Annotated in this window: 12 protein-coding genes; 3 read left to right on the top strand and 9 right to left on the bottom strand. The window is 30.2% G+C overall.

What is annotated here, in order from left to right; genetic code table 11:
- Window positions 1–24: 24 nt before the first annotated feature.
- Entirely contained in the window at window positions 25–801 is a 777-nt protein-coding gene (gene cdaA, locus BST83_RS01520; protein ID WP_104808269.1) for a diadenylate cyclase CdaA, read from the top strand.
- A gap of 43 nt (window positions 802–844) precedes the next feature.
- Here cdaA and BST83_RS01515 read toward each other — a convergent pair whose 3' ends face one another.
- Complete coding sequence (locus tag BST83_RS01515) at window positions 845–2,611, bottom strand: ABC transporter ATP-binding protein (protein WP_104808268.1); 1,767 nt, start codon at window positions 2,609–2,611, stop codon at window positions 845–847.
- A 3-nt stretch (window positions 2,612–2,614) separates the two neighbouring features.
- A complete protein-coding gene (gene truA / locus BST83_RS01510) occupies window positions 2,615–3,340 on the bottom strand; it encodes a tRNA pseudouridine(38-40) synthase TruA (RefSeq protein WP_104808267.1) in 726 nt (241 codons plus the stop codon).
- A 91-nt stretch (window positions 3,341–3,431) separates the two neighbouring features.
- Between truA and BST83_RS01505 the strand changes: the two genes are divergently transcribed.
- The gene (locus tag BST83_RS01505; RefSeq protein ID WP_104808266.1) at window positions 3,432–3,935 is read left to right on the top strand and encodes a metallophosphoesterase family protein; all 504 of its coding nucleotides are present in this window, start codon (window positions 3,432–3,434) and stop codon (window positions 3,933–3,935) included.
- Here BST83_RS01505 and BST83_RS21265 read toward each other — a convergent pair.
- Both BST83_RS21265 and BST83_RS01500 read right to left on the bottom strand, forming a co-directional pair.
- Window positions 3,918–4,202, bottom strand: coding sequence for a sensor histidine kinase (locus BST83_RS21265; protein WP_367889121.1), 285 nt, complete (start codon window positions 4,200–4,202; stop codon window positions 3,918–3,920). The two genes, BST83_RS01505 and BST83_RS21265, sit on opposite strands and share 18 nt — an antisense overlap.
- 587 nt (window positions 4,203–4,789) lie before the next feature.
- The gene (locus BST83_RS01500; protein WP_104808265.1) at window positions 4,790–5,221 is read right to left on the bottom strand and encodes a DUF4293 domain-containing protein; all 432 of its coding nucleotides are present in this window, start codon (window positions 5,219–5,221) and stop codon (window positions 4,790–4,792) included.
- 193 nt (window positions 5,222–5,414) lie between these two features.
- Here BST83_RS01500 and rho point away from each other — a divergent pair, with 193 nt between their 5' ends.
- Window positions 5,415–7,151 carry a transcription termination factor Rho gene (gene rho / locus BST83_RS01495; protein ID WP_104808264.1) on the top strand — a complete coding sequence of 579 codons (1,737 nt, stop codon included), beginning with the start codon at window positions 5,415–5,417 and terminating at the stop codon, window positions 7,149–7,151.
- A gap of 335 nt (window positions 7,152–7,486) precedes the next feature.
- Here rho and BST83_RS01490 read toward each other — a convergent pair whose 3' ends face one another.
- The 5 genes from BST83_RS01490 to BST83_RS01470 form a co-directional block, all read right to left on the bottom strand.
- A complete protein-coding gene (locus tag BST83_RS01490; protein WP_240614591.1) occupies window positions 7,487–9,229 on the bottom strand; it encodes a peptidylprolyl isomerase in 1,743 nt (580 codons plus the stop codon).
- A 62-nt stretch (window positions 9,230–9,291) separates the two neighbouring features.
- A complete protein-coding gene (locus tag BST83_RS20280; RefSeq protein WP_240614590.1) occupies window positions 9,292–9,576 on the bottom strand; it encodes a SurA N-terminal domain-containing protein in 285 nt (94 codons plus the stop codon).
- A 121-nt stretch (window positions 9,577–9,697) separates the two neighbouring features.
- Entirely contained in the window at window positions 9,698–10,963 is a 1,266-nt protein-coding gene (locus tag BST83_RS01485) for a hemolysin family protein (protein ID WP_104808263.1), read from the bottom strand.
- A 218-nt stretch (window positions 10,964–11,181) separates the two neighbouring features.
- Entirely contained in the window at window positions 11,182–11,748 is a 567-nt protein-coding gene (gene lptC / locus BST83_RS01475; RefSeq protein ID WP_104808261.1) for an LPS export ABC transporter periplasmic protein LptC, read from the bottom strand.
- Between the two features lie 6 nt (window positions 11,749–11,754).
- Complete coding sequence (locus BST83_RS01470) at window positions 11,755–13,086, bottom strand: tetratricopeptide repeat protein (RefSeq protein ID WP_104808260.1); 1,332 nt, start codon at window positions 13,084–13,086, stop codon at window positions 11,755–11,757.
- Window positions 13,087–13,095: the final 9 nt, after the last annotated feature.

Below are 13,095 nucleotides of genomic sequence, written 5' to 3'. Positions count from 1 at the left end.
TTTACCTAAAATCAATCTGTTTTCATGCTAGATTTTATTGAATTTTCTTTCTTAGATATTTTAGACATTGTACTTGTCGCGATCTTACTATATTATGTTTACAAACTTCTAAAAGGTACTGTGGCCATCAATATTGTAATCGGCATTGCGTTTATATTTTTAATCTGGACAATAACACAGGCCTTAAAAATGGAAATGTTAAGCGGTATTTTAGGCTACTTACTTTCGGGTGGAGTTATTGCGTTAATCATTGTTTTTCAGCAAGAAATTAGAAAATTCCTACTTATGATTGGTACTACAAACTACACTAACAAGAAAGGTTTTCTAAATCAGTTAAAGTTTTTGCAATCAGAAATTACTATTGAAACCGAAACAGGAAAAATATTAAAAGCATGTAGCAACATGGCTAAAACTAAAACAGGTGCCTTAATTGTTATTGAAAGAACCAATAGTTTAGACTTTTTGATAAATAACGGTGACACTATGAATGCGCTTGTAAATGAAGTTATTTTAGAAAGTATTTTCTTTAAGAACAGCCCTTTACACGATGGCGCAACAATTATTAGAGATAATTATGTTGTTGCAACTAGAGTTGTTTTACCGATCTCAGATAGCACGAAGATACCTGCAAGATTTGGATTAAGACACAAAGCTGCCATTGGTATAACTGAAAAAACAGATGCAGTTTGTTTGTTAGTTTCCGAAGAAACTGGCGAAATTTCTTATATAAAAGATGGCGAGTTTGTTTTATACGCGAGTAATGATGAATTAAACGAAAAACTTAGAAAAGATTTAGCGTAATTTAAGACACTCTTTTTAATAATTTATCCAAATATTAAAAAGGCTAAGACGCCTTATCTAGGCTAAACTGCTTATCATAAAGGTTTTTGTAATAGCCATTTTCTTTTTCTATCAATTGGAGATGTGTACCTTCTTCAACAATTAAACCTTTATCCATTACAATAATTTTATCCGCTTGCTTAATAGTTGCTAATCTGTGCGCAATTACAATGGAAGTTCGCTCTTTTGTAATGGTTTCTGTCGCATATTGTATCATTTTTTCTGCTTGCGCATCTACTGATGATGTAGCTTCATCCAAAATTAAAATACTTGGTTTGCTTACATACGCCCGTAAAAAAGCAATTAATTGTCTTTGTCCAGAAGATAACATTGCCCCTCTTTCTTTTACATTGTACTCGTAACCTCCAGGGAGCGTCATTATAAAATCGTGAATTCCTATTTGTTTTGCCGCTTTTTCAACATCTTCAAAAGTGATATTTTTATCTTTTAAAGTGATATTATTTAGGATAGAATCAGAAAATAAAAAGACGTCTTGCAGCACAATTGCTACTTGATTTCGTAAACTTTCTAAAGAATATTTATCTACAGAAGTACCATCAATAGAAATTGTTCCTTTATCAATTTCATAAAACCGATTTATTAAATTGATAATAGTAGATTTTCCTGCACCCGTAGCGCCAACAATAGCAACAGTTTGTCCGCTTTTTACGTCAAAAGAAACCCCTTTTAAAACTTCTTCATTTTTGATATAACTAAATCTTACATCTTTAAAAGTGATATTTCCTTTTAAATTCTTGGCTTTTAGCAATCCGCTTTTAGCAATACTGCTATTTGTATCCATCACTTTAAAAACACGTTCACCTGCAACAATACCCATTTGAAGTTGATTAAAACGATCTGCAATTTGTCGTAAAGGTCTAAAGAGCATTTGTGCATATTGTATAAAACCCATAATCATACCTACAGAGATTCCTGAATTTTGAATAGACTGACCTCCACCGAACCAAACAATCAATCCGATTCCTACCGAGGATAAAATTTCTGCAATCGGAAAGAAAACTGAATAATACCAAATTGTTTTTACATGTGCTTTTTTATGCTTGTCATTTATTTCTTTAAAGTTATGATATTCTATGTTTTCACGATTAAAAAGTTGTACAATTTTCATTCCCGTAACTCTTTCCTGCACAAAGCTATTTAAATTTGCAACTTGATTTCTAACTTCTTGAAACGTAGCTTTTATAGCAACCTGGAACAGTTTTGTTGCATACAACAAAATTGGTAAAATTGACAAAGTAATCAATGCCAACTTCCAGTTTAAAAAAAGCATCACTACCGTTACAGCAAGCATTTTAAGAATATCACTAAAAATTGTAAAAACACCATTGCTAAAAAAAGCAGCTATTGTTTCAATATCAGAAACAACCCTTGTTACTAGTTTACCTACTGAATTTGTATCAAAATAAGACATTTTAAATTGCAAAATATGCTTAAATATTTTCGATCTAATATCTCTAATTATATGTTGTCCAACCCAATTTGCAAAATAGATAAAAATGAATTGCAACACTACTTCAATCAATAGAACAGCAAGCATTAACAAACTGTAATCTAATAAACCCGCTTTGTCTTTTGATAAAATATAATCATCTACTGTATTAATTAAAATATAAGGCGATACAACCGAAAATAATGCTAATAGAATAGACGATGAGGATGCAATAAAAAAGTACAACCGATAGCGTTTTGCAAAAGACATTAGTCTAGAGAAAATTTGCATATCAAAAGCATTTCCAGTTTTTTCTGCCACAATTTAATATTTAATTTTTGTTAAAAATAAGCCTTTCGCAGGAACTGACAAGCCTGCATTACTTCTATTCTTGCTCTCTATGATTGCCTTAAAGCCCTCAATAGAAATTTTACCTAAGCCAACATCTACCAACGTACCAACAATAGCTCTTACCATATTTCGAAGAAATCTATTTGCTGATATATGAAACGTTAACTCAGATTCTTTTAATTCCCAAAAAGCTTCTGTAACATCACAATTAAATGTATACACTTCTGTTTTTACTTTAGAAAAAGTTTGAAAATCGGTATATTCTAAAAGTAATTTTGATGCTTCATTCATTAAATGAATATCTGGCCTTTGAGAGTGAATTTGCCAAGAAAAGTCTAATAAAAACGGATTTCTACCCAACCAAATTTTGTACTCATAACTTCTTGATGTTGCATTAAATCGCGCATGTTTTTCATCATCAACTAGAAAAACTTGATGAACAGAAATATCATTTGGTAAAATAGAGTTTAGTTTGAAAACAATATTCTTTTTCAATTCCTTTTCTATATCAAAATGTGCAAACATCTGCGATGCATGAACTCCTGTATCTGTTCTACCTGCACCAACAACTTGAATTTCTTCTTGAAAAACAGTACTTATCGCGTTATTTAATTTTTCTTGTACAGAAATTGCATCTGGTTGAATTTGCCAACCATGGTATTTTTTTCCATTGTAAGAAAGCTCTATAAAATATCTCAAGAATATTCGTTTTTTGAAGTGATCAAAATTACGAAATTTATTTTGTTATCCTTACTTTTGAGGTTCTAACCGACGTTAAACTTTTCTTACTATTTTTAATGAAAAAATTTTACTATTATCCGATACTCATAGTTTTATTGACGATCAAATTTTAAAATTTGTAAAACAAGCAGATGAAGTTTGGCATGCAGGCGATATTGGCAATTTAGAAGTTACTGATACTATAAAAAAATTAAAACCTTTAAGAGCCGTTTTTGGAAATATTGATGGAACGGATGCCAGAGCTGAGTTTCCTTTAGACGCCAAATTTTCTATTGAAAATGTTGCTGTTTGGATCACTCATATAGGCGGATATCCAAATAGATATAATATAAGAATTAGAGAAGAAATTAGCAAAAACTCACCAAAGATTTTTATTTCTGGTCATTCTCATATTTTAAAAATTCAGTTTGATAAAAAATTAAATTTATTGCATTTAAACCCGGGAGCTGCTGGAAATCACGGATTTCATGCCGTAAGAACTATGCTTCGTTTTGAATTAGAAAAAGGAGAAATTAAAAATTTAGAAATTATAGAATTAGCTAAAAGAGGTTAACCGTTTTTTTTCTTGAATTGGTAACAATACTTTAATTACGGTTCTGTTACTTTTAGACGTAACTATAGTAAACTTTCCTTGCATCATCACTATTCTAGCATCCATTTGATTAATACCTACCCCTTCTTTAGCGGTGATTGTATTTTTATTAAAACCAATTCTATCATCAGAAATTTCTAAAACAAGCGTACCTTCTATTTCTTTTAGATTAATACATGCATTATTTGCTTTACTATGTTTTAAAATATTATTTATAAATTCTTGAATAATATTTACGTTTTAATTTCAAAATTTTGATTATTTCTCTTTAAACCCTCAATCTGAGTATCGATGGATAATTATGAATTTGAATACTTCTCTGTAATATCCTTTATCGCAAAATTTAATACAAATTTTAATAAAACTGACGACATTAAAGAATGTGATAAATTTCTAATTTTTCTTGAAGCTTCCTTAATAATTTTTTGAGTTTTATCAATTTCATTAAGTACTTTGCCCTTGAATTGTTTTATTGGTGCTTGTACGTGAAGATTTGCCGATGATAATAATGAACTTACTATCGTGCAATGTGTATGCAATTTATTTTCTCAAATTTAAAGTACTTAAACAGTTTATACAATACCCATTTATAATGAAATTACCCTCTACCTAGAAACAAGTAGAAGCCTGCCTGTTTCGAAGGAAAGACTATTTATAAAAACCCAATTTTCAACACCTTAAATATGCATCGAGAATCAAATAAATTATTATTTACAACTACTGATAAAAAGAATTTTTATCACATTATTCTTGAAAATAAAAAACCGAGAAATTTCCTCGGTTTTTTTTCGCACTAAATATACTATTTGTTAGTCTTATCGCAATCTATCTACAGATTTTACGAGATCTTCATCCTTTTTAATTGCTTTATTTGCCAAAACAAGAAGCAAAATAGCAAAAATTGGTAAGAACATCCCAATACCCTTCTCCGAAACCGAAGCTTCTCCAGGTAATGTTAGAGATACATAAATCAACAATCCTAATAAAAAAAGATTGATCAAAATTATAATACGTCCTAATACAAACTGCAACTTTCTATCTTTAAATAAAAAGATGGTTACGAATGATAAAATGGCCGACGTAATGAACATAAATGGAATTACTCTCAACATTAATAGTTCACAAAAAAACAAATCTAAAACAAAAATTTGTTCTTTTAAAGTATTCCATAAACTAAATACAAAAATTAATCCTCCAGAAACTACGGAAGTCAAAATTAAATATATAGTTTGTATTCTTTGTAGCATGTTTAATTTTTTTACAAAAATAGTACTTCTTTTTTTAAAAAGAAAACCAATAATTAAAAAAAAGGTTTATATTTGTATTATAATAACCACACAAAAAATATTGTATAGTACTATATACAATAAGTAAAATCAAGAAAAACAATTTGTAAACATCTTAACGTCTTAAGATTAAATTAACTTAATATATACATAAATGTTCGAAATTTCTGAACTAAAAGAAAAAACACTTGCTGACTTGCAGGTAGTTGCCAAATCTATTGGACTTACAAAAACAAGTCAATTAAAAAAATTAGACTTAGTTTATCAAATATTAGATACACAGGCTGCAAACCCTATAAAAGTCTCAAAACTTGAGGAATCTGAAACAACAAAAGCTGAAAAACCTAAAAGAAGAAGAGTGGTTAAACAAATTCAGCCTAAAAAAGTTACGGTTGACACCAATAATTTAGAGAACACAAGCTCCTTAGAGAAAAATAACACTCCAGAGAAATATCCTGCTTTAGAAAAAAGTGTACCTACAGAAAAAACAGGTGCTTTAGAGAATGAGCCAGAAGTAAAGAGGGCTATAGAAAAAAGAGCTCCTCTAAAACCCAAAGTTAAACAGGAAAGAAAGGAAGAGCTTGAAGTAACTAAAACGGCTGATGTAAATGTTGAAAACCAAGTAAAAAAGGAGTTAAAACCTGTTAATAATAATCCAAACAGAAACCCTCCAAGAAAAAATAATCCTCCAAAAAGTAAAGAACCAAATAATCCTAAAAGCAATACAAACAGAGGAAATAAATCTGGAAACAGATATAAAGATCCGGAATTTGAATTTGATGGAATTATTGAAAGTGAAGGCGTATTAGAAATGATGCCTGACGGTTATGGTTTTTTACGTTCGTCTGATTATAATTATTTATCATCACCAGATGATATTTACGTTTCTCAATCTCAAATTAAATTATTTGGTTTAAAAACCGGTGATACCGTTAGAGGAAACGTGAGACCGCCAAAAGAAGGTGAAAAATATTTCCCTTTAATTAGAGTTTCTAAAATTAACGGATTAAATCCAAATATTGTTAGAGATCGTGTTTCTTTTGAGCATTTAACACCTTTATTTCCGGAAGAAAAATTTAATTTGGCAGAAAAAGGAAGTTCTTTATCAACAAGAATTATTGACTTATTTTCTCCTTTAGGAAAAGGGCAACGAGGTATGATCGTTGCGCAGCCAAAAACTGGTAAAACAATGTTATTAAAAGACATTGCGAATGCTATTGCAATGAATCATCCAGAAGTTTATCAAATTGTTTTATTAATTGATGAACGACCAGAAGAAGTAACAGACATGCAAAGAAGTGTTCGTGGTGAAGTTGTCGCATCAACTTTTGATGAACCAGCAGACAAACATGTACGTGTTGCAAATATCGTTTTAGAAAAAGCGAAACGTTTGGTAGAATGCGGCCATGATGTTGTTATTCTTTTAGACTCAATTACACGTTTGGCAAGAGCTTACAATACAGTTGCTCCCGCATCAGGGAAAATTCTTTCTGGCGGTATTGATGCAAACGCATTGCACAAGCCAAAACGTTTCTTTGGAGCTGCAAGAAACATTGAAGGTGGTGGTTCTTTAACTATTATTGCAACTGCACTTACAGAAACTGGTTCTAAAATGGACGAAGTAATTTTTGAAGAATTTAAAGGAACAGGAAACATGGAACTTCAATTGGATAGAAATATTTCTAATAGACGTATCTATCCTGCTATCGACTTAATTAAATCTTCTACAAGACGTGATGATTTATTATTAGACGCAAAAACGGTACAAAGAATGTGGGTTTTACGCAAGTATCTTGCAGACATGAATCCTATAGAGGCAATGGAATTTATTAACGATAGAATTAAATTTTCTAAAAATAATGACGAATTTTTAATCTCAATGAATGGTTAAAAATAGTTAATTATTTAGAAGTAAAAATAAATACAAAACCTTTTTGAGCAATCAAAAAGGTTTTTTTTGTGAAGTTATTTTCTACTTGGATTTTTATCTTGAGTGCAATCATAAGGTAGTGTCTTATTTATTCTTCAAAAAAGATTAAGACTATCAATAGTTACTCGAATTTCCATAATCAGAACCACGAATATTTGCTGTTTTACAACTTCTAAGAAGCTAACAAATACCTTATTGAAAGTACTATAAACTTCCTTAAAACTAAGGTTAAAGCATAAAAAATCCATTCAAAATAATTTGAACGGATTTCGTTATATGTATTGAAAAAGAAAATACTAGTTTGCACTATACATCATAGCTCTATTGTCTTCTACGTTAGATGCATTTTTAATTGCTTCATACATCTTAAAAGTTAATCTTTTTCTAGCTTCAGAAATTCTTTTTCTATTTGTATCATAGTTTGGTAATGCTGTAGCTACTTCTTTACTTGTTACCATAAAAGCATATACACCTCTATCACCCTCAACAGAATTAACTACTTTATTTAACGCTGAGTTATACATTGCTCCAACAATTTTTGGTTCAACACCAACTCCAGAAAGCGTAGGACTTTTTAAAGTAAGCCCATTAGAAGTTCTAACAGTTGTATTATTCGAAGTTGCAATATCAGCTAAAGAAGAACCTTTTAATTTATCCGTAATCAACGCTGCTTTCTTTTCATTTAGTAAAATAGGTCTAATGGTATTTGTAGCTTTTTCAGCAGACATTAATCCTTTTTCTTCAGAACTGGTTACAAAAGCAACTACATGACTTCCGTCTAAATCAAAACGTTTAAAATCATTTACCTCCGTCTCTTTACCAAAAGCCCAACTTACAATTTGTCTTTGGTTACCTAAACCTGCAACATTTTCATCTAATACTTTTAAGCCGACAGCAGATCTTGGTTCATATTTTTTTGCTTTTGCTAAATCACCAAACTTATTATCTTTAGAAATTGCTAATGCAAATTCTTCAGCATTTCTAAAAGTAGCATTTTCAGTAGCTTCAGATGCCACTATTTTTCTACTATAAGTAGCTAATTTTACTACTTTTTGGCTGTTTTTTTGATCATCAATTTTTATAACATGAAAGCCGAACGGAGTTTTAACAACACCGATATCTCCTTTTTTCCCTTGAAAAGAAAAGTCTCTAAAAAGAGGAGTCATTCTTTCATATGTAAACCAATCTAAATCTCCGTCTTTTGCTCCTGAACCTAAATCAGAAGAAAAAGTTTTTGCTAATTCACCAAATTTACTTACGCTACTTTTAACAACTGATAAAAGGCTATCTGCTAAAACTTTAGCTTCATCCTCCGTTCTTGTAACATCCGCTGCAACTCTCTGAGAACCAACAAAAGGAATTAAAATATGGCTTGCTCTTGTTGAATCTGGCATTTGAGAAATCTCTGTAATCTTAGAAATTTTAAAAAACTCTGTGTCCTTATATGGGCCAACAACATCTCCTATATTAGCTTCAAAAATTTCCTCTGATGTTTCCTTATTTACTAAATTCTTAAATTGAAAGTTTTCATTAATACTTGTATCTGAAGTGTTTTCTGCCAAAAATGCACTTTCATTTGTACTCTGTTTAAAGTCTTCAATTAAAGCCACAACATCATTTTTTATAACATCCTCATCAGCCGCAGTTGCAATAATATTTAACTGAACATAAGAAATATCTCTAGTTGCTTCTACTTTAAAATCATTTTCATGACTCTTAATATATCTTTCAACTTCCGATTTTTTAATCTTTACTAAACTATCTGGAATACTTGTATACGGCACATACACAAACTGCGCATTTAACTTTGTGTTGTCAAGTACATATTCAAGTTCACCTTCTTTTAAAGAAGCTCCTAAACCAGCAGTTACTAAATTATTATATGTATTTGTTTCTGCATTGTCTCTAATTTGGTTCATATAACTTGACCATTGAGACCACATTGCCGTTTTATTTTCTTTTTCTGTTGCTAAGAATTGTTTGAATTTAGATTCATCAAACAAACCAGATTCAGTTTGATACTGTGGATTATTTTGCACAAAAGGAGCATTTACAAGTTCTTTCCAAACATCTGCCTCACCAATTGTAATACCAGCTTGTGTTAACTGATTTTTATATATTTTTTTCTTAAAATATTATCCCAAACAGTTTTAGCTGCTTGCATTTCAGAAACCTGACCTCCAGCTTGTTGTTTATAATCTTCTAACTCTTGTACAAATTCTTCTCTAGAAATTGATTCTCCATTAATTTCACCTATCTCATTTACTTTACTAGAGGTGAAAAAATCACCGAGTGTAGAAGGATCTAACACAAAAGCAAAAAGCGCCAATCCAATAATGATGATTAAGAACATTGAACGTTCTCTAATTTTTGATAAAACTGCCATACGTCTTTTATTTATTTTCAGTTCGCGAATATACGCTTTTTGGTTTTAATATTACAATCCAATTTTCACTTATTAGTAGCAAGTTACGTGATATTATAGCGTAGCACTTTACTTTATAAATTTAATCTCCTTGATTTATAATTTTAAGAGACACTTCATCTATTTTAGCACCACTCATTTTTAAAATTCTAAACTCGAAATCTTCAATATCAATAAGCTCTTTTTCACTAGGTATATTCTCTGTATGCTCAATAATATAGCCCCCTAAAGTTTCGTAAGCTTCTGATTTAGGTATATTTAAATCATATTCTTCATTCAAATAATCGACCTCTAATCTTGCTGAAAAATTAAATTTTGATTCACTAATTTTCTCTTCTAAAAACTCTTGAGAATCGTGTTCATCCTCTATTTCTCCAAATAATTCCTCCACAATATCTTCTACAGTTATCATGCCGGAAGTTCCTCCATACTCGTCGATAACAACGGCTACACTTTTACGTTTTTTGATCAACGTATTTAATATATCGTTAATCATCATAGATTCTGGCACTATTTCTAATGGTAATAAAATTGATTTAATAGTTTTGGGACTTTTAAATAATTCGAATGCATTTACATAACCTACAACATCATCTAAAGAAGTTTTGTAAACTAAAACCTTTGACAATCCGCTATCAATAAAAATATTTTTTAAATTGACCACAGTTTCATGAATTTCGACAGATACAATTTCGGTTCTAGGAACCATAACTTCTCGCGCCTTTACATTATGAAACCCTAGCGCATTTTGAAAAATCTGAATTTCAGAATCTACTTCGTTATCCGTATTACCTGTTTCTAATTGTTCACTTATATAGTTTCCTAATTCTTCTTTACTGAATACAGTTTTCATTTCATCTGCATTCGTTTTAAAGAAAACACGCAAGAAGAAATCTGAAATTAGCGTAATAAATTCTGAGAAAAAATGAAACAAAGTATAGAAAATATAAGCAGGAATAACAAAGATTTTTAGGACTTCGTTTGCGTAAATTCTAAAAATTGCTTTTGGTAAAAATTCTGCTGTTACTAGAATAACAATTGTAGAGATAATTGTTTGAATAAATAAAATTGTAAATTCATTAAAACTATCTATTGGCAATATCCTTATTAAGAATTTACCCATAAAATAACTATAAATAACCAATGAAATATTATTACCAACTAACATTGTAGTAATAAATTTTGAAGATTTTTGTGTTATTTTTGTTAAAATTCTTGGTATAAAACCTTCTCTTTTTTTCTCTAACTCAATATGCATCTTATTCGCGGAAAAAAAGGCAATTTCCATGCCGGAAAAAAAGGCAGAAAATAAAATAGAAATGATTATAACTATGAGTTCAACTTCCATCTAAAGATTAAAATTCTATTTATTTTGATTGTTTCTTTTTCCACTTTTTTTCTAAAATGTCTTTTAAAGAAAAACACTAAGGTAATAAAAATAGCAAAACCAAGAAAAAAATAAGCTCTATCCCTATCTATATTCCATTTAACGAATGTTTCAATTAAACAAATAAAAGCAATCATTAAATATCCGTATTGAAAAAATTTCCAAATTCCATTCATAATTTATTGTTTTGAGGTTTCTAATTTTCCTGTAGTTTTTTTAGCTAAGTGCTTAGACAAATCATCTTTAGATTCAAAGCCAATTCCAAAAACTGTATCTTTTTCAGTCATCAATTTAAAGGCTTTTTCTGAAACAAAATAGTTGGTATTTTCATCCCAAAATAACTGTTCTGTTTCTAATCTCGATTTCTCTCTATGATTTACTACAACTACATTTCCTTTAATTTCTGATATTGACGTTTTTGGATATGAAATTGCATAGTCTCCAATAATAGTGACTGAATCCATTCCCTTTTTTTCAAAGTTAATGATTTTAATTCCCTTTGGAAACTCGCTATAAGGATGTTCTTTTCTATTGCTATAATCTAACAACAAAGGTGTTATTAATTTTGATGTAATTCTACCAGAATCTTTATAAACATGGTAGGCGTCTTTCGCTGTGCCCACAGGTAAATTTTTATCTGCTAAAAAATCTCTTACTTTTTGAGTATTATTATCACAAGAAAAAAGCATTACTGTTGCATATAGAACAGCAATGCTTTTAAATATTATTTTTTTGTAATTACTCACGAATAATTAATTAGGAACATTTACAGTTTCACCAATCCAACATTTGATAGTATAACTACTTCCAGGTGTTACACCGGCTGTAAAAATTACTTTTTTACTTGGTAAATTAGCTCTGTAATTGTCTACATATTTTCTAGCAACAGAAGACATGCTTGGATCTACACTTTCCGCTATTTGGGCTTGTCTTAAAGCAGCTGCATACACCATTCTTTTCTCGAACTCGCCGCTACCGCAGTTATTTACACTAGATTGATACAATCTAGCAATTAACAAATAAGCTCTACCAGAACTAGGATTATATCTTATCGCTTCTCTTGCTAAACTTCTAGCTTCACTTAACTGTCCTCTATTTTTTGCTGTTTCCGCAAATTTTAGTTTGTATCTAGATTTTTTTATCGGATCAGTTTCTAAATCAAATGCTTTTTTTCTCATAGCAACTGCACCACTCGCATCTCCATTTTTCTCTAAGATACCAGCGTAAAATGAGTACGAATCAGGAGAAGGTGTTGCTTCTGCATATGCTTTTGCTAAAGTTTCAAACATTGGTTCATCTTGACATTCTTTACTAAACATTCTAGAAACCGCTCTTCTTAACCAAATAGAATTCCCTTTGTTAGCTTCAAAATCTCTTTTGTATAGAGGCACTAATCGCTCACAAGTAGCAATTTCAGAAATGATAGCATCCAAGCCTCCTTCAATAGTACCAAGAGCAGTAGAATTAGTTTGATATGCTTGCAACAATCTCTTTTCTTTACTATCTAGCACTCTTGTAGAGTCTGACAGTTCATTGATTCGTTTAGCATAACCGTCTAATTTTTCACCTACAGATTCTACAACATCATCATAAGTATCAAAAACTCTTTGAGGATTTTCGTCTTTATATTTATCTGTAACTCCTTGAAAGTATTTATAAATATTTCTAACACCCATATCTTGAGGAGAAATTTCGTATGCTTTTTCTAATATAACAAATACTTCTTTATCCGAAGCCAAATTGTTATCTGCCAAGTAAGTAGCATAATCACTATGTACTTTTGCAGGACTTTCATTTGGATAATATTTTAACCTTTGTTCATATACTCTTTTTGCTAAAACTGGATCTTTTCTAATATCTTGAACCAAATCTGAACCATACTTATAGATATTAATAGATAAATCTTTACAATTATCCATTAAATAAATCCAGTTGGGATAAGCGTCGTCATATTTTTTTGACAGGAAATCTCCTTTAAAAAGGTTATACTTTATGGTGCATTCTCTTAATGCATCGTCCTGTGCGTTTGTCTTCACAGTAACTAAAAGCACTGCAACTGCTAGTAAAAAAGTAATTTTCTTCATTTTTAATGT

This window comes from Polaribacter filamentus (genome assembly GCF_002943715.1).
Lineage (GTDB): Bacteria > Bacteroidota > Bacteroidia > Flavobacteriales > Flavobacteriaceae > Polaribacter > Polaribacter filamentus.
Note: the sequence above shows the minus strand (reverse complement) of the source record. Positions and strands in the feature narration are given on the sequence as shown.